Annotated in this window: 16 protein-coding genes; 8 read left to right on the top strand and 8 right to left on the bottom strand. The window is 66.5% G+C overall.

Going from position 1 to position 17,595, the window contains the following annotated elements; translation table 11 throughout:
• Both AOK15_RS01790 and pglX read left to right on the top strand, forming a co-directional pair.
• A partial coding sequence (locus AOK15_RS01790) for a hypothetical protein (RefSeq protein ID WP_157870144.1) occupies positions 1-250 on the top strand: 250 nt, incomplete at its 5' end.
• Positions 247-3,846: a BREX-2 system adenine-specific DNA-methyltransferase PglX gene (gene pglX / locus AOK15_RS01785; RefSeq protein ID WP_055511966.1), complete on the top strand. Its 3,600-nt coding sequence runs from the start codon at positions 247-249 to the stop codon at positions 3,844-3,846. The genes AOK15_RS01790 and pglX, both read left to right, overlap by 4 nt.
• Here the strand turns inward: pglX and AOK15_RS01780 are convergent.
• On the bottom strand, positions 3,773-4,333 hold the full coding sequence (locus AOK15_RS01780) for an ATP-binding protein (protein ID WP_055511964.1): 561 nt from the start codon (positions 4,331-4,333) through the stop codon (positions 3,773-3,775). The two genes, pglX and AOK15_RS01780, sit on opposite strands and share 74 nt — an antisense overlap.
• A 205-nt stretch (positions 4,334-4,538) precedes the next feature.
• Here AOK15_RS01780 and AOK15_RS01775 point away from each other — a divergent pair, with 205 nt between their 5' ends.
• Entirely contained in the window at positions 4,539-5,369 is an 831-nt protein-coding gene (locus AOK15_RS01775) for a helix-turn-helix domain-containing protein (protein WP_055511962.1), read from the top strand.
• Positions 5,366-5,569 (top strand): DUF397 domain-containing protein, encoded by a 204-nt coding sequence (locus tag AOK15_RS01770; protein WP_055511961.1) that lies wholly within the window; start codon positions 5,366-5,368, stop codon positions 5,567-5,569. Before AOK15_RS01775 ends, AOK15_RS01770 begins: the two co-directional genes overlap by 4 nt.
• 167 nt (positions 5,570-5,736) lie before the next feature.
• Here AOK15_RS01770 and AOK15_RS01765 read toward each other — a convergent pair whose 3' ends face one another.
• Positions 5,737-6,282, bottom strand: coding sequence for a class IV adenylate cyclase (locus AOK15_RS01765; RefSeq protein WP_240508265.1), 546 nt, complete (start codon positions 6,280-6,282; stop codon positions 5,737-5,739).
• An 11-nt stretch (positions 6,283-6,293) separates the two neighbouring features.
• Positions 6,294-7,517 (bottom strand): radical SAM protein, encoded by a 1,224-nt coding sequence (locus AOK15_RS01760; RefSeq protein WP_240508264.1) that lies wholly within the window; start codon positions 7,515-7,517, stop codon positions 6,294-6,296.
• A 190-nt stretch (positions 7,518-7,707) separates the two neighbouring features.
• Here AOK15_RS01760 and AOK15_RS01755 point away from each other — a divergent pair, with 190 nt between their 5' ends.
• From AOK15_RS01755 to AOK15_RS01740, 4 genes are all read left to right on the top strand, one after another.
• Entirely contained in the window at positions 7,708-8,127 is a 420-nt protein-coding gene (locus AOK15_RS01755; RefSeq protein WP_055511957.1) for a hypothetical protein, read from the top strand.
• Positions 8,087-8,611, top strand: coding sequence for a DUF6879 family protein (locus AOK15_RS01750; protein ID WP_055511955.1), 525 nt, complete (start codon positions 8,087-8,089; stop codon positions 8,609-8,611). The genes AOK15_RS01755 and AOK15_RS01750 overlap by 41 nt, the downstream gene beginning before the upstream one ends.
• A 7-nt stretch (positions 8,612-8,618) precedes the next feature.
• Positions 8,619-9,473 (top strand): helix-turn-helix domain-containing protein, encoded by an 855-nt coding sequence (locus AOK15_RS01745; RefSeq protein WP_079058248.1) that lies wholly within the window; start codon positions 8,619-8,621, stop codon positions 9,471-9,473.
• Positions 9,474-9,615: 142 nt separating this feature from the next.
• Complete coding sequence (locus AOK15_RS01740; RefSeq protein WP_055511952.1) at positions 9,616-10,059, top strand: NUDIX hydrolase; 444 nt, start codon at positions 9,616-9,618, stop codon at positions 10,057-10,059.
• A gap of 43 nt (positions 10,060-10,102) precedes the next feature.
• On the opposite strand, the gene AOK15_RS01735 is transcribed toward AOK15_RS01740, so the two are convergent.
• The 5 genes from AOK15_RS01735 to AOK15_RS01720 form a co-directional block, all read right to left on the bottom strand.
• Positions 10,103-10,834: a hypothetical protein gene (locus tag AOK15_RS01735; protein ID WP_055511950.1), complete on the bottom strand. Its 732-nt coding sequence runs from the start codon at positions 10,832-10,834 to the stop codon at positions 10,103-10,105.
• Between the two features lie 350 nt (positions 10,835-11,184).
• A complete protein-coding gene (locus tag AOK15_RS44795; protein WP_157870143.1) occupies positions 11,185-11,622 on the bottom strand; it encodes a hypothetical protein in 438 nt (145 codons plus the stop codon).
• Between the two features lie 15 nt (positions 11,623-11,637).
• Complete coding sequence (locus tag AOK15_RS01730; RefSeq protein ID WP_055511947.1) at positions 11,638-16,380, bottom strand: putative T7SS-secreted protein; 4,743 nt, start codon at positions 16,378-16,380, stop codon at positions 11,638-11,640.
• Positions 16,380-17,051 (bottom strand): hypothetical protein, encoded by a 672-nt coding sequence (locus AOK15_RS01725; protein WP_055511945.1) that lies wholly within the window; start codon positions 17,049-17,051, stop codon positions 16,380-16,382. The genes AOK15_RS01730 and AOK15_RS01725 overlap by 1 nt, the downstream gene beginning before the upstream one ends.
• Positions 17,048-17,485, bottom strand: a complete 438-nt coding sequence (locus AOK15_RS01720) for a hypothetical protein (RefSeq protein ID WP_420876841.1) — start codon at positions 17,483-17,485, stop codon at positions 17,048-17,050. The genes AOK15_RS01725 and AOK15_RS01720 overlap by 4 nt, the downstream gene beginning before the upstream one ends.
• Between the last annotated feature and the right edge of the window lie 110 nt (positions 17,486-17,595).

Raw genomic sequence — 17,595 nt, 5'->3', positions numbered from 1 at the left:
GTACGACGCGATGGGCGTCCTGGACCGGCTGGCGGCGGTGGCCCGGAGGGGTGGGCGGGGGCTGTGGCTCCTGGTCCCGCAGCCCGACCCGTCGCGTGAGCCCCGGCTCGGGCAGGTGGCCGTGCCGTACCAGGCGGGCCTGGGGGAGTGGATTCAGCTTCCGGACACGTGGGTGGGCAACGCCCATCGCGGGTCCGGCGAGGGCGTGGCGAGTGCCAGTGCCAGTGGTAGCGAGGGAGACGTCAAGTGATCGACCGCAAGGCTCTGTTGAACGACCTGAAGCAGCAGGTCAAGGCGGTCGAGGCCGACCTAGGGCGCCAGGTGAAGGCGCTGGGGGATGTCGGTGCGCGCCTGAGGGCCGAGTACGACCAGGCCCGCAAGCTGGGGCGTACGGCGGCGACGTGGACCTCATGGCTGGACGAGCGGGTAACGCAGGTCGCGGTGGCGTGGGTGCTGGGGAGTGTCTTCGTACGGTTCTGTGAGGACAACCGCCTGATCCCGGAGCCGTACCTGACGGGGCCGGACGGGGACCGGCGCGAGCTGGCGGAGTCGCGGTACGACGCGTACGTGGAGTCGGACGAGGACCCGACGTACCGGGGCTGGCTGGAGAAGGCGTTCGAGGAACTGGGGCAGGGGCAGGCGGGCCGGCTCCTTTTCGACAAGCGGCACAACCCGCTGTACCAGGTCCCGCTCTCGCATGACGGTGCGCGGGAGCTGGTCGAGTTCTGGCGGGGGAGGGATGAGGCGGGCGTCCTCGTCCACGATTTCACCGACCCACTGAACGAGGACGGTACGCAGGGGTGGGACACGCGGTTCCTGGGTGACTTGTACCAGGATCTGAGCGAGGCCGCGCGGAAAACGTATGCGCTGCTTCAGACGCCGGAGTTCGTGGAGGAGTTCATCCTCGACCGGACGATGAACCCGGCGGTGCGGGAGTTCGGGTACGAGGAACTGAAGATGATCGACCCTACGTGTGGGTCGGGGCACTTTGTGCTGGGAGCGTTTCGGCGGCTGGTGCGGCTGTGGGGGGAGGGGCAGCCGGGGCGTGATGTGCATGAGCGGGTGCGGGCGGCGCTGGACTCTGTGCATGGGGTGGACATCAACCCGTTTGCGGTGGCTATTGCTCGGTTCCGGCTGTTGGTTGCGGCTATGGCGGCGAGCGGCGTCCGTACGATGGCCGAAGCTTCGAAGTACGAGTGGCCCATCCATATGGCAGTGGGGGACTCGCTGATCAAGGCGAGGCAGTTGGGGTTGTTCGGCAGCGTTGATGGTGAGGACCAACTGGCGGACTTCACATACTCAACGGAGGACGTGCACGAGCACCCGGGGGTTTTGGAGCAAGGGCGCTACCATGTGGTAGTTGGGAATCCTCCCTATATCACTGTAAAAGACAAGAATCTGAACACCCTTTACCGGGAACTCTACGATTCGTGCGCCGGTAAATATGCGCTCTCGGTGCCGTTTGCTCAGCGATTTTTCGAGCTTGCTAAGCGGGGCAACTCGGAAGGGCGCGGGTATGGGCTGGTGGGTCAGATCACCGCGAATTCCTTCATGAAAAGAGAGTTCGGCACCAAGCTGATCGAGGAGTACTTCGCGCACGAGGTTGAATTGACTGAGGTGATCGACACTTCAGGTGCCTATATCCCAGGCCACGGTACGCCCACAGTCATCCTAGTTGGCAAGCGTCGCAGCGGGAGCGTGCGTTCGGATACGATTCGGACAGTGAGAAGTGTGCAAGGGGAGCCTTCGGCGCCGAACGAACCCGCAGAAGGGCTTGTTTGGAGAGCGATTGTCGATCAGATCGATAAGCCTGGCACGATTAGTCCGTGGGTTTCTGTGGGAGATTTGGAGCGTAGTCGCTATTTTAGTAAGCAGCCGTGGATGCTTGCCGATGGCGGACTTGAGATGGTGGAAATGATCCATGGCGAGCGAAAGCTGCGCCAAATTCTCGCTCTGGATATCGGCTTCGGGGGGATTACTGCGGAAGATGACGCGTTCTTCTTCAATGACTTCTCTTCTGCTCGCCGTCGCGGCATCGAAAGGGTCATCCCGGCGGTGACGGGAGATGTCGTTCGAGACTATGGAATTAACCCGGCGGTAGTTAGCGCTTGGCCTTACGACTCTCAGCTCAGGGTTGCCGACGAGGCGTCAGTCCCTGGCCTTATGCAGGCGATGTGGCCGAATCGGCGCGTGCTTCAACGCCGTAAGCGATTTGGTAAATTCATCGAATCTCTTCCCGGAATTAAGTGGTATGAATACGGTGAATTCTATCGAGAGAAGCTGAGGACGCCTCTTTCGATCATCTTCGCATTCGTGACCACGCATAACCATTTCGTGTTGGACCGCGGCGGCAAGGTGTTTAATCGATCAGCGCCTGTAATCAAACTTCAGGAGGGCGCGAGCGAAGAAGAGCACCTGGGGTTGCTTGGGCTGCTCAATAGCTCTACGGCAGGGTTCTGGCTGCGGCAGGTCAGCCATGACAAAGGGCGGCCGGGTGCGGATGTAGCAGGAGCCGATGAACCTTGGGAGCACCGCTTCGAGTTCACAGGAACCAAGCTTGAGGAATTTCCGCTTTCTTCTGAGTTCCCTTCGGAGTTTGGAACTGCTCTCGAGGGTCTTGCTCAGGAGTTGGCTGCCACAAGTCCATCCGCCATCGTGGCCAGCAGGGTGCCTACCGCAACTGCGCTACGTGAGGGTCGGGAGAAGTGGGAGGCCGCCCGGGGTCGCATGATTGCCATCCAAGAAGAGCTGGATTGGCAGGTCTATGCTCTCTATGGTCTGCTCGACAAGCAGATTGCCGCGTCTACTGAGGATATTCCGGTAGTTGGCCCAGCCGAACGGGCATTCGCTATCGTGCTGGCCCGCAAGGTGGAACGTGGCGAGGTCAACACATCGTGGTTTGGGCATCACAACCACAAGTTCGAGTGTGTTACCGATATCCCCGCCCACTGGCCCACCCCCTACCGCGAGGTTGTTCAACAGCGCATCGACGCCATCGAGTCGAACCGTGCCATCGGTATGGTCGAGCGCCCCGAGTACAAGCGACGGTGGGCCACCGAGGACTGGGATGCGCTCCAGGAAAAGGCCCTGCGCTCCTGGCTGCTCGACCGTATGGAGAACCGCGACCACTGGTTCGACGAGAACGGTCAGCCCACCATCCTCAGTCTGGCCCGGCTGACCGACGCCCTCTCCCGTGATGAGGACTTCGTCTCCGTTGCCAAGCTCTACGCGCCCCGCAAGGAACTCGTGAAGGTCGTCGCTGAGCTGATCACCGGCGAGCACGTGCCGTTCCTCCCTGCCCTGCGCTACAAGCCCTCCGGGCTCAAGAAGCGCGCCGACTGGGAAGAGGTGTGGGACCTTCAGCGTAAGGAGGATGCCGCGCCGGACGAGCCCGCCAAGCGGAAGATCCGGGACTCCATCCCCGTACCGCCGAAGTACACCTCGGCCGACTTCCTCCGTCCCTCCTACTGGAAGGCGCGCGGCAAGCTCGACGTGCCCAAGGAGCGCTTCATCTCCTACGGGCAGACCAACGCCGCCACGCCCGAGCTGTACGGGTGGGCCGGCTGGGACCACCGGGAACAAGCGCAGGCCCTCGCCACGTACTTCACCAACACCGCCCTGTCCACCGAGGAGATCACGCCGTTCCTCGCCGGCCTGCTGGAACTCCAGCCGTGGCTGTCTCAGTGGCACAACGAGTTCGACATGCTCTACAGCGGCTCCCCGGCGGACTTCTTCGCCGGTTACCGCCAGCAGAAGCAGGGCGAGCACGGACTCACAGACGACGACCTCCGCGGCTGGCGTCCTCCGGCCGCGACCCGTGGTCGTCGCGCAGCAGCGAAGCCGTAGCCAGGAGGAGATCGAGGTCCGTCGGTCCAGGGGCCACCCGGTGCGTGAGCGGGTGGCCTTGGCTCCGCACGTGCAGATCCGCCCACACGGTCTTGCCCGGAGCGGCCCGGCGAGGGCTGACGCCCCAGTCGTCCGCGAGGGCGGCGACGAGCAGCAGCCCCCGGCCGGACTCGGACAGCGAGTCGGTCGCCGAGGGAGTGGCGGGTGGCTGTTTCTCGGCGCGGGTGTCGGTCACCTCGACGCGGACGACGCCCTCGGCCAGGGTGAGTTGGAGGTGAAAGTCACGGCCGGGGACGTGGCCGTGGCGTACGGCGTTGGCGCTCAGTTCCGCCGTGATGAGGGTGAGCGTCTCGTTGACCGGGGTCGTGTACGGGTGGCCCCAGTCGTGCAGGCGGTGCGAGACGAGTCGGCGGGCGAGGCGGGCACCGCGCGGCGTCGAGGTGAAGCGCATGGTGAACTCGCGTTCGGGCGCGAGGCGCTCTGGCATATGCCCGTTCGGGGGAGTTGCTGACTTCATGGAGTCAACAGTCGCGGACTCTGCGTAGCGTTGACCAGGCGCGACGTGCTGACGGGTGCGGGCTGTACACGAGGGCGGCGCGCTTGTACGTGGTGGTGGCGTGACCGGTTCCCGGGCGGTGCGTTGGGCGGGCGGGGTCCGGTGGCTGTGGTGGTCGTACGGGAGGAGTCGCGGCGTGGACGACGAGGTTCAGCAGTCGGAGTATGAGGTCGGGACGGGCACGCTCTCCGTGTTCGGGCGGCAGTTAAAGCTGTTCCGGGAGCGGGCGGGGATGGACCGCGCGAAGCTCGGCTCGCTGACCGGCTACTCGGCTTCCACGATCGCGTCGTTCGAGCAGGCGAGACGTATCCCGCCGCCGAAGTTCATCGACCAGTCAGATGAAGTACTGGGCGCGGGTGGGGTGTTGGGCGCGAGCAAGGAGGAGGTGGCTCGGGCTCAGTATCCGGCGTTCTTCCGGGACGCGGCCAAGTTGGAGGCCGAGGCGGTCGAGCTTCACGTGTACGACACCCACATGGTGAACGGCCTCTTGCAGACAGAGGAGTACACGCGGGCCTTGCTGGGGATGCGGCGCCCACTGCTGGACGAGGCCACCATCGAGCAGCGCGTTGCGGCGCGGCTCGCACGGCAGGAGGTCTTCGACAGATGGCCCGCGCCGTTGTTGAGCTTCGTCATGGAGGAGCCGGTTGTCAGACGGCCGCTCGGCGGTGAGCAGGTGTGGCGCGGACAGCTTGAGCAGTTGCTTCTGCTCGGTCAGAAGCGGAACGTCGAGCTTCAGGTGATGCCGCTCGACCGTGAGGACAATGCTGGTGTCGATGGCGCGTTCACCTTGCTGATGCCGAAGCAGGGACAACAGGTCGGTTACATGGAGGCTCAAGGTCGGAGCACACTGGTCACGGAGCGAGACGCGGTCCATGCGCTGTCCGCGCGCTATGGGATCATCCGAGCGCAGGCACTCACCCCGAGTGAGTCCCTGGCCTTCATCGAGAAGTTGTTGGGAGAGAGATGAACGCTGAAGCAAAGCGCGATCCCGTGCCTGCACTTGTCTGGGTCAAGAGCAACTACAGCGGCGCTGAGGGCGGCCAGTGTGTCGAAGTGGCTGCCAGCCCCGGCGCGGTCCACGTCCGCGACTCGAAGGACACCACCCGTGCCCCACTGGCCGTAGACCCCACGGCGTGGACCGCGTTCGTCGAGTTCGCGGCACTCTGACAGGCCAGGGCCCTCGGCAGGCGTGTGCTCGCCGAGGGCCCTGCGTGTGTCCCTTACGCGGCACCTGAACTTGGACAGGGGCAGGTGATCGCCCAATCCAGCTCTGAGGCGGTGACGCCGGAAGGCAGGCCGCTCCTCGCGGGCGTACCGCCGAGGTGCAGGCCGGATCAGGCGAAGAGGAGCGTGGGCTCCGCGAGGATGTCACGCCCCACTTCGCTCTTGTAGATCAGATCGATGCTGCCGAAGCGGGCCTGGTCGTAGTCCAGTCCGAGACCCTCCGCCGCCTCCTTCACGGCCGCCTCGGAAGAGCCTTCGATCTCCAGGAAGGTGGGCAGGTCCGGCCAGGTGTCGAAGTCGTAGGTCACACCACGCAGTTGCCATTCCTCACGGTAGTTCTGCTGGTAACGGACCTGTCGCAGGCCGAGCGCCGCGAGGAGTTCCGCGGTCTTGGCCAGGTCGTCGACCTCGATCTCGATCTCGGTGGTCCCGTGGATGTGCGTCGCGTCGGTGACCTGCTTCAGGGTGAGCGTCGTCTTGCCGCCCTCGTCGCGCAACCGCAGCCACTGCTCGCCTTGCACGGCGTCGTTCTCGAAGATCAGGCGCGTGAACATGGTCTTGGGGAAGACCTGTTCCGCCCCGGCGGCGCGCAGAGCGTCGAGGGTGGCCTCCACGTCGATCTCCAGGAACTTCGCTTCGTATTCGTTCTGCGCCACGGTTCTCCTTCTCATGTGACGATCTGGGCGGTCAGGTCGTGGAACTCCTGCTCGCGCATCTTCTTGATCTCGCCGCACACGGCGCTGTTCAGGAACTCGTCGACGGGCAGACAGAGATCCATGCGCTGAATGCAGACGCCTACGTGGAAGGTCCCCTTGGGGGCGCGGTAGAGACGGATCCCGTAGTAACCCTCATGGCAGTCGGTCGCGTTGTTGAAGCGGCAGCTTGCGCAGGTCTCGGGCAGGCGCAGGGGCCGAATGTGCTTGACCTTGATCAGGCGCCCGCCGGGCAGCGTGTAGGTGATGCGGAAGCCGGAGGTACCGGCGATGACGTGGACTTCCCGAGGTACCGCGCCGAGGCCGCCGAGAAGCTCGTCGATGGCGTCCAGCGACCTGTCCCCGTCGGCCAGCGACGACAGAATCCTCAACGACACCTGCGGAGAGTACCGGTCCAGGAGCCGGTGAACGCGCTCGATGTGGCTGCGGTCTGGGATGACCACGTTCGCGTTCACGCCGACGCCCTCCTCGGTCGCCACCTGGATCGATCGATCCAGGGCCTCGATCTTTCGCGCCGCCAGGGAGACCGTCCGGAACCGGACGTTCTGCACCTGTGCCAGTTCCCCGGGTGTGGTGCCGAAGATCGAGAAGTTGACGCGGCCCAGGCCCGCCTTCGCGCACGCGGGGAGGACTTTGGCGCCGTTCTCACCGTTGGAGGTGACGCCCACGCCGTATCCCTCTTCCCTGGCTGCGGCGACGATCGCCGCGAGTTTGGGGTGCAGGGTCGGTTCCCCTCCCGTGAGGTGAACCTCGTCGAAGCCCAAGGCGTCACGCAGTCCCGCCAAGGCGGCACGGAAGGAGTCATCAGGGAACACGGGAGCTGCCACGAAGCGCGCTCCGTTGGTCGCCAGGTAGATGGAGACCCGTCCCGACCGGCCGACAGCGCCGAACTCGCCGGCGGTCCGAGCGTGGTTGTCGGCGCTGACGGGTGTGCCTTCGTTGTGGCAGAAGGTGCAGGTCATTCCGCAGGCATCGATGACCTTGACCCGGAGCGTGCGGTCCATCGTGACGCGGACCGGGGCAACGTCGCAGATACTTCGCAATGCTCGGTGCTTCAACACGGCGTAAAGCTCCGTCCTCAGGGTGGCTTCGATGCTGTCCGTGATCAGTTGCGTGTGGATGCGCAGGCTGTCGAGGCTGGAGCCCTGCGCCTGTCGGCCACGAAGGCCACAGCGCATCTCCCGCGGTACCGCAACGCGCGGTGGCTATCTCGGCCGCTCGGGTTCGAAGACGAACGTAGAGCGGCCCTCACGCAAGTCCCAAGGAGATTGCGCGAGTTTGCGGCAAGTCGATTGACGACGCAGAACCCTCCGCGGACCATCGTCGGGTCGCGCAAACCTGAGCAAGGCAGCAGACAGGAGAACGACCATGAAGCTACGGTTCCTTGGTAAGAACTCCACGGTCGGTGACTGCCCGACCCTGTACGCCACCGACCGGGACACCTACCTCGTCCAGGGCTGGAGGATCTTCGCGAACGACCTGCTGATGCAGCTTGAGATCCCGGAGGGGGAGACGGCGGTGGAGGTGCCCACGGAGCTGTTCGAGCACCTCGCGAAGGACGGCCTGCCGACCGGGGAGGTCAGGCGCGTCGAGGATCCGATCATGATCCTCACGCCGGGCGGTACGTTCGTCGTCCAGGGCCGGGAGGTCACCGACCCCGAGGCCCTGGCCCAGATGGAGATTCCGGACTACGAGACCGTGGTCGAGGTGTCCAGGACCGCGATCACCGCCCTACTGGAGGAACCGCGTGGAGCTGATCTCCAGCGCCGAGCGCAACCAGCTCTTTGAGAGCTTCGCGCAGGACGCATTCCACCTGGAGCTGAGGGACGACTACTCCGTCCCCGACGAGGACAGCCCTTTCACGAGCTGGCTCCGCGGCGAGAGCGTCGACTACTCCTACATGGAGCCGTGGGCGCAGCTCATCAGGCGCGTCACCGGTGAAGGGAAGACCGTCCGACGCGTCCGCGTGGTCACCGAGCCCCACACCCCCTACATCCGGTGGGAGCACGCCACCACCGCCCTCAACGAGGAGGCCGGCGAGGAGATCCGCTGGCTGCCCCGACACCGCCTGCCCGAGGGCGTCGCCTTCCCCATGGGGGGAAACGACTGGTGGCTGTACGACAACCGCCTCCTCGCCGTGGGGCACTTCGACTCCGACGGCAGAGTGCTCGGGTCGGAGATCGTCGAGGACCCGGACACCGTGGCCGAGTGCCTGCGCCTGAGGGATCTGCTGTGGACCGCCGCCATTCCCCACCCCGCGTACAAACCCTGACCGACCCATGAGCAAACAGGTAGAAGAGGCGCTGCAGGCGCTCGGTGCCCGGCTGCGTGGCTTTCGGAAGGACGCCGGATTCGCCAGCGGCCGGGCCTTCGCGCGTGCCACCGCCTGGCAGGAGTCGAAGGTCTCCCGCATCGAGAACGGCAAGCAGCGCCCCAGCGAGGACGACATCCGCGTCTGGTGCGAGACGACCGGCCAGGGCGAGCAGTTGGGTGACCTGGTCGCGATCGTCCGCCACGTCGACGAGCTGTGGCTCGAATGGCGACGGCAACTCCGGACGGGCGTCGAGAGACGACAGCGTCAGGCGATCTCCGTGTACGCCAGGACCAAGGTCTTCCGCGTCTGGCACCCCACGCTTATCTGGGGCACCCTGCAGACCGCGGAGTACGCTGCCGAAGTCCTCCGACAGGGCGTCAGCTACTACGAGATTCCCGATGACGCCGAAGCGGCCGTGGCAAAGCGACTTGAGCGCCAGCAGTACCTGTACCAGGGCGACCGCGTCTTCAACGTCCTCCTCGGCGAGCAGGCTCTCTACACCAACTTCGGCGGCCCAGAAGTGATGAAGGGCCAGCTCGACCGCCTCCTGGCGGTGATGCGACTTCCCCGCCTCAGCCTGGGCATCGTCCCGAAGTCCGCCCCCACCTTCATCTGGCCGGGCAACGCGTTCTCGATGTTCGACAGCCGACTCGTCCTCATGGAGACCTACTCGGCCGAGCTGTCCGTCACCCAGCCCCGAGAAATCGAGCTGTACACCAAGGCGTTCGCCCTCCTGAAACAGTCGGCGGTCTACGGCACCACCGTCCGCGACCTGATCTCCACAGCGATCCAGCACTTCGACCAGATGCCGACAGACTAGGAAAGCGCCCCATGCAACCAGTAACCCCGAACGGGCGAACCGGCTCCTACACCTAGACACAGAACTGCGTTGAACTGGCCGACAACGATCCGGACCAAGCCCGCGGTCTGGCTGTCAGAGTAGGCGGTTACGCTCCCCGGCCATGACCGATACATCCTCACAGGGGGCGATGCGCGACGCCTCTGTCATCGTGGCCCGAGACGCGGACGGCATGGTCGCCGTCCTGACCGCCGAATTCCCCCAGCACGGCGGCGAGTACGTGTTCCTGCCCGGAGGCCGCAGGGAGGACGGCGAGACACCGGACGAGTGCGCGCGGCGCGAACTGCGCGAGGAAGCCGGCGTCACGGCCCAGACCTGGCGGTCCCTCGGCTCGTACGCCATCACCCTGAACTCCACCGCCCGCATCCACCTTTTCCTGGCCGAAGGTCTCACCTGCGGCCCGCAGCAACTCACACCCAGCGAGGAGAGCTTCACACTCACGTGGTGGCCGATGCCTGCCGCGATCCGGGCCGCCACCGAGGGACGCTTCCTGCTCCAAGGAGGCCCGCTCGCACTGCTGCTGGCTCAGCAGGTCGCCACAGCGTGAGTTCGTCAGGCGCACCCGTCAGGCGGTGACAGCGCACCGCGCGTCAGCCCTGCTCGTCCTCGGCCGTCGACGCCGTGCCGCCCGCCATCCCCGGCCATGACGTCGGCGCCGGGCCGAACGCGCGACGAGCGGCCCTCACCGCCAGAGTGGCGAGGGCGGCGTTGGCGCCACCACCGATCACCGCGCCGATACCGAACGGTGCCACCCGGCCGAGCACGATGATGCCCTGCTTGGTCCCGTATTTCACGATGAAGTTCGGCCCGAGAACCTTGTTGATCTGACGCAATGTCTCCACCGGCACCTTGGCGACCACCTGGCGTCCCCAGTGCTGGCCCGTGCGCCCGGCGACCTTGCCGATGGTGGTGGAGCCGCTCCCGCCGAGCATGACTCCCATGACGATCGTCCGGCGGCGCTCGACCTCGGCGATGGGGACTCCGTGGACTTCGGCGACCGAGAGCGCGAAGAGGGCGCTCAGCTCGAGAGACGAGAGAGTCTCGCCCGCCGACATCGCCAGTGCGACTCCCGTGCCGACGCCGGGCGCGGCCGCAGTAGCTCCCACCGCGGCACCCGTCCCGCTCAGGGCGCTGACGTACATGCGCTCCAGACTCCGGAGCACCTCTGCCGGGGTCGCCTCGGGTTTCCGCTGGCGTGCTCGGGCGATGTTCCTACGCACCAGTGGGGTCTGAAGGTCGATCGCCTTGTCCAGGAGCGCGAGGACTCGCTGCCCACCTCCGGCTTCTTCCGGATCCGGTCCGTCGTGAGTGTCCGTAGTCATGCCTTGGCCCCCCAAGTCGTCACGTACCAACTGAAGGTGTCACTCAACCAGCCGAACGGGCCGCACGCCACATGGACCATGCCACCTCGAACGGGCGGCCTATAAGGCGGACGCCGACAGCTTCTGCGATCACCATCGGGGCAGAACAGGACGGGGCCCAGTCGGGACGCCCGGAGGAGTACGTGGGCGTACTCCTCGCCGCCTCTCGTCGGCCAGCGACAGCGCCCTCTCCCAATCGCCGTCGGCGAAGGCCTCCCAGTTGGGGCACCCGCGCTCCTGGACGCGGGGTGTTTCTTTCAAAGATTGCCGAAGCTGACTGTGGGCCCGGACGGCCGACCGCCTCTGCCAGTTTATTGTGGCTTAATCAAAGGGTCGGAGAAGGGGTCTCTCTCATCGTTCCATCTAAATTCATAATCTCCGGACGATGCATTGAACTCTGCGACTACGTCATTAAAGGGAATTTCGAATTCCTCGCGCAGCCACAGGTTCATCGCAAGCGCTGCGACTTCGGAGCGGTAGTCGCTCAATGGCGCGTGGATAGAAGTGACGTGGATCGTGATCCCCTGAGGGAATCTCTTGGCCAATTCCGGTGCGTTCAGGGCGACACCGAAGGACAGCCATGCGAGATCTTTCCAGTGCAGTCCACCCGGTGGCAGGGCTAGGCGTACGTTGCCGTGGATCTGCACGTCCGGGGGGTCTGATGCTGCGGAAGGCCGTGCATGTGCCGTAAGGTTGGCGGCCAGTCCGCCAATGGGGCTGCGCAGGCGATACTTGACCGTTCTGGTCATGTCCCCTCTTCCGTGTCAGAACTTCAGTTTCGGGAACACATGGCGAGCGAAGTAGTGTTCGTCACCCATCCCGGTGTGGCCTCGAATGTAATCGTAGCCGTGAGGGAGGCCGTCTCCGTAGAGTCGACTGTGCGCGTCGACAAATGCTTCTGCCTGGTCGGGGGTCATGGAGACGATATCCGCCTTCTTCATGGCGGCGAAATCTTCCGCTGAAACGCGGAAGTTGAGAATATCCACCTCGCCGCCGCGGCTTCGGATCCGTTCTGCGTATCGGACCGCCTCTTCCAAGGAGCCCCACGAATAAACACCTTCCCCGTACTGGCCGCGAATGTCTTCGGTCGGCCACGGGTTGCCATCCCCGCGGAGACGCTCGGCATTGGCCCGGTCCTGAACCGTGTGGAACTCGTGATATTCGGGTGCCAGACCCAGCGGGTCGATCCAACTGTGTGGGTTGTGGACGTATGTGGCCGGGTTGGGTGCGGCGGTGAGGGCTAGGGGATCCGAGGTCAGGTAGCGGGCCGTCTCGGGGTCGTAGTGGCGGAAGTAGTTGTAGTGCAGGCCCGTTTCGGGGTCGTAGTACTGGCCGGGGAACCGAAGGGGCGTGTAGGCGGTGCTGTCCGCCGCCCAGGCGGTCGTCCCCCAGAGTGTGCTTCGCGTCCGCCAGGCGATCTCGCCCTGTTCGTCGACGAGTTCGGTGGGTGTGCCGACCAGGTCGGTGACAATGGCGAAGAAGCGGGAGTCGATCTCCTCCTGGGGAGCGTCTGCCGCCGTTATGCGTTCGGTCTGGGTGAGGGGGCGCAGGCCCTGGTGGTCCCAGGTGAGGGTGACCGGGTTGGGCAGGGCCGGAGATGTGGTGGTCTGTTCGCAGAGGGTGGTGCCGTCCCAGGTGAAGACGACGCGCTCGACCACCGTTTCGCCGTCGTCCGCCAGGCGGAGTTTCGCTGTACGGCGGCCCAGCGGGTCGTACGTGTACCGCCAGCGCGTGCCGTCCGGGGTCGTCACCGACGTCAGACGGTCCTCGGCATCCCACTCGTACCGCCAAGTGTCCGGTTTGCGGGACAGGCGGGTCTTCTGGCGGAGGGTGATGCGGCCCAACGCGTCGTGTTCGTAGCGGACGCCTCCCGCGCGGGTGATGCGGGTGCCCATGTAGGCGCGGAGGCCGGTGGCCTCCTGGCCGGGGTGGTTCGACGGCCAGGACGCCGAGGTCTGGTTTCCCGCCTCGTCGTAGGCGTATGTCTCGGTCCAGTCGGCCGCGTGGACCGCCGTCACGCGGCCTGCCGCGTCGAGGTCGAAGCGGCGGGTGCCGGAGAGCCGGTCGTCGATGCCGGTCAGATTGCCGTCGGCGCGGTAGGTGTACGCGCGGTGTTGGATCGAGCGGCCCAACGTGCCGGTCACCGACTGGGTGGTCAGGCGGCCCACGGAGTCGAATGTGTGCGCCAAGGTGACCGTCTCGCCGATCTGGCGGGTCAGTTCGCGGCCGGCCTCGTCGTAGGTGAAGTCGATGGTGTGGCCCGCGGCTGTCATCCCCGTGCGGCGGCCCGCCGCGTCGTACGTCCAGGTCGTCGTCACGCCGGTCGGCGTCGTGCGGACTGTTCGACGGCCCAGATCGTCATACGTGTACGTCAGTTCGCGGCCGTCGACCGTCTCCGAGCGCACCCGGCCGAACCGATCGCGCAGGATCGTCAGCGTCGTACCGTCGGGGCCCGTCGCCTGGGCGAGCTGGTCCGTCATGTCGTACGCGTAGGTCGTGACGTCGCCCGCCGCGTTCTTGCGGAGCAGCTGGCCCAGGGCGTCGCGCTCGAACGACACCACCTGGCCGAGGGCGTTCATGCGGGAGATCAGTCGGCCCGCCGCGTCGTGTTCGTAAGTGAGCGTGCGGTCGTCGAAGTCCGTCTCGGCGATCAGCGAGCCTGCCGAGTCGTACTCGTAACTCCAGGTCAGGCCCTGCGGGTTGGTGACCTTCGTGAGCCGCAGCTCCAGGTCGTACGTGAACTCGTGGCGTACGCCGTCCGGGCCCGTGCGGGCCGTCAGCAGGTCGAAGTGGGTGTACTCGAAGCGGGAGACGCCGTCCATCGGGTCGGTGTGGGTGGTGCAGTTGCCCTCGCCGTCGTACGTCCACGACTCCGTCGTGCCGTCGGCGGCCGTGCGGCGGGCGAGGCGGCCCTCGACCGTCCACTCCAGCCGCGTCACCGCGCCTGTCGGGTCCGTGATGGTGACGGGTCTGCCGAAGGGGTCACGTTCGTAGCGGGTGACCGCGCCGAGGGGGTCCGTGATCTCCGACGGGAGACCGGCGGGGTCGCAGCGGACCGTCGTCGTGTGGCCGAGGCCGTCGGTGACGGCGGTCAGTCGGCCCGCGTCGTCGTGGGTGAAGTGAGTGGTGAGGCCGGTGGGGGCGGTCACCGATGTGCGGTTGCCGCGTTCGTCGTACGTCTGGCGGATCACCGTGCCGTCCGGGTTCACCACCCGTGTCGGCAGGCCGAGGTCGTTGTACTCGGCTCTCGCCTCGCGGCCGTCCGGGCGTGTGACGACCGTGGGGTTGCCGGACTCGTCGTAGCGGAACGTGGTCGTGTGGCCCAGGGGGTCCGTCAGGGACAGCAGGCGGTTGTAGCGGTCCCGTTCGTAGCGGGTGACCGCGCCCAAGGGGTCGATGTCGGCGACCACCTGCCACGCCTCGTTGATGACGAAGCGGCGGGTGTGGCCCTCGCCGGTCGTGGTGGTCGTGACGCGCAGGCCCGTGTCGGGGTCCGTGTCGTCGTACGAGACGCGCAGGGTCATGTGGCCGTCCGTGCCGCCCTCGGCGATACAGCGGTCCTGGTCGTCGTACTCGTACGCGTAGGCGCAGCCGTTGGTGTCCGTCCAGGAGGTGACGCGGCCGGCCTCGTCGTAGGTGAAGCGGAGGGGGAGGCCGGAGGAGTTGACGACCTCGGTGAGGTTGCCGTCCCTGTAGCCGTAGCGCTTCAGTTCCTGACCGGTCGTGGCCAGGTGGAGGGCTGTGATCCGGCCGGCCTCCGTGGTGACGCGTACGTCGTAGCCGGCGCTGGAGACGATGCCGAGCGGGGTGCCTTCGGCGTCGTACTCGAAGGTGAGCCAGTTGCCGTTGCGGTCGTCGATCTGTTCGAGGACGGCGAGATCGTCCCGGCGGTCGGTGAAGTGCCAGGTGCGGCGGGTAGCGGGGTCGGTGACCGTGTAGCCGCCGTCCTCGCGGGCCAGGGGCCAGCGGGGGCCGTGGCCCGGGAGGGTCGGTGCGCCCGGCGCGGGGTGGGGATAGGCGAGGAGCAGGCCGTCCTCGGTGACGAAGATGACGCCCTCGGAGTCGATCTCCAGGCGTTGGTCGACGGTGGAGGACCAGGACGGGCCGAACCACTTGCCCAGGTGGTAGCCCGACTCGACGCGGCGTCTGAACACCAGGGGAAGGGCGCCGGGCAGGCTCACGTCTGTCTGGGGGAGGTACATCCGGCCGGTGGCGAAGTCGATCGGGTCGGAGCCCCGCGACTCCACCGCGTCGGGCTGACGCGAGTCCCGGCCGGGACCGTCGCTGACCCTCTCTCGCGCCGGCGTCTCCGGCTTCTTGCCCGACTCGAGCACATCCTCGACGGTGTGTCTGAGCGTGCCTTTGATGCCGCCCGTCGCCACTCCACGCGCTGCCCCCGCCCCCTTGGTTCCGAGGAGGTCGAGGACGACGCGGCCCCCGTATTCGGACGGGTCCTTCTTGGCGGACTGCCAGGCGTCCTTGAGAGCCCGGTCGGGGTGGGCGACCGTCGAGGTGAGCCCCGCGAGCGTCATGTTGACGTTCTGGTAGTACTCGGCGGGGTGGGCGAGGTTGTACGGGTCGAGCGCGTTCATGCCGCGGCCGAAGGTGATGATGCCGGCGCCGCCCTTGACGACGCCTCCGACGACATGGGTGAGTTCCACGGCCGATGACGCACCCTGGTCCACGAAGTTGGCGGCGAGCTTGAGGGCGGGCGGTAGTTCGGCGGGGGCGTGCTCCAGGGCTGTCTTGACCGAGGTGGTGGCGGTGCGGGCGGCCTCGTTGCGCTGGCGGCGGGCCTCCTTGAGGAGTTCGTGGGCGCGGGCGATGTCCGCCTTGCCCGGGTCGCTGAACTCGGCCGGCTTGGGGCCGGGGTCCTCACCGGCCTTCACCTTCGCGTTGTAGGCGTCGACCTTGTCGTTGTATGCCTCCACGGCCGCCTTGGACGCTTTCATGCCCGCCTTGTAGGCGTCGATGGCGTCCTGGGCCTGGCCTTGGGCCCACTTGACCGTGTCCGCGTACGAGTCGAGCGCCTTCGCGGCCTTGTCGCAGGCGTCCGCCGCGTGCAGCCACTTCTTGGGGTGCATGGCGAACTTCTCGCGGAAGGTGTCGGCGGCCTGGCCCTTCCAGTGGGAGGAGTCCAGCTTGCGCATGCCGTCGCCGACCTTGTCGAAGGCCGTGTGGAAGTCCTTGAGGTGCTTGGCGCTCTCCTGGATGCGGCCGACATTGCCGTGGATCAGTTCGTTGGCCTGCTCGGTCTCCCCGAGTTGCTGTTCGCCGGGGGTGGCGCCCAGGGCGGAAGCGGTGCTGTCGCCCCAGTCCTCCACCTTGTCTGCCGCCTGGTGGAGACCCATATCGTCCAGGCGCTTGCCGGCGTAGTCGGTGCCCTCGTCGATGGCCCTGCCGACGACCTCCTTACCGTCGTCGTAGACCTCTTCGGCCTTGCCGACGACGGCGTTGGCGGCACCCTTGAGCTTGTCCTCCACACCGTCCGGGACCCAGCCACCCATCAGCTGCCGCCCCCACTCCGCTGCTCTCCCTCGGCCTGGACCGCCTGCTCACGTTCCTCGCGGGAGGGGCCGTACAGCTGGTCGAGCGACGCCTCGTACTCCTGGTCGGTCATGCCCGTCGCCTTCTGCGGGTCGAGGGGCCCGTTCTCGAGGAGGGGCGACGTCATGACATCACGTTGGGTGTCGTTCCAGGCCTGGTCGGTGTTCTTCTGCGCGCGCTCCCAGGACTCCGCGCTCCAGTCGGAGGTGGCGAACATGTGGTTGTCGCCGATCTCGCCCCAGGACATCCGGGTGACCTGGTCCTCGCTGAGGTGAGGGTTGCCCATGACGGAGTTCGCCGCGATCTTGAAGGTGCCCTCGATGTACTGGTCGGTCTCGTGGAACGTCCCCGCCGCCAGACCCACCGCGTCCGCGAAGGCGCTGCCCTCCAGGACCAGCGTGCGAACCCCCCACTCCCAGCGCTCACAGAACGTGTCGAGCGCCGACGTCAGTGCTCCATGCCCCAACTCCAGCCCGGACAGCGCCAGATCGGCGAAGCCCCGGCCCACGCTCGCCTCACCGACCATGCCGAGTTCACGAAGCTCCGACATGGCCAGGTTGATACCTTCGGTGATCAGGGCCAGGCCCTCGACCTGAAGGTCCTTGCCCTCGCCGCCCCCGCCGTCGCTCATCGAGTCGATTCCTCCCCGTTCGGGGCCATCCCGTTCATGTCGTTCGTGCCTGCGTCCACGTCCGCGTCCAGCGCCGCCGCGTCCGGCACGATCCCCATGACCGGCGGGAACAGTGCGCCCTGACCCTCGGCGCCGACATCCAGCGCCACCCCGTACGGCACCGGCATCGCCGGGATGGCCACGTCCAGCAGCCGGGCGCCCAGGACACGGTCGTACGTCCACTCCCGCGCTCCTTCGCCCCTTGCGATGGCGAACCGGGCCAGGGAAAGCTCGTCCGAGAAGGCGTAGATCCAGCGGATACCGCCGAACTCCCCGATGAGCGGGTCACCGTCCGCCGACAGGGGCACCAGAACCGCCGTACGCCGGAACTCACCGAGCAGAGCGGCGGCTTCGCGCCGCCGACGACGGTGGTGGATGGCTGCCTGGTCCGTCACATGCCGCTCAGGAGCGGTATCCGGAACGCGTTCAGGAGGGGGCGGGGGAGTGGCTTGGGCCGGCTCCGCCGGAGCGGTCGGCTCCAGGTAGTCGTAGATCCTGGACCGGC

Source organism: Streptomyces ossamyceticus, assembly GCF_001418475.1.
GTDB lineage: Bacteria > Actinomycetota > Actinomycetes > Streptomycetales > Streptomycetaceae > Streptomyces > Streptomyces ossamyceticus.
The sequence above is the reverse complement of the archived record's forward strand: the minus strand, read 5'-3'. Positions and strand labels throughout refer to the sequence as shown.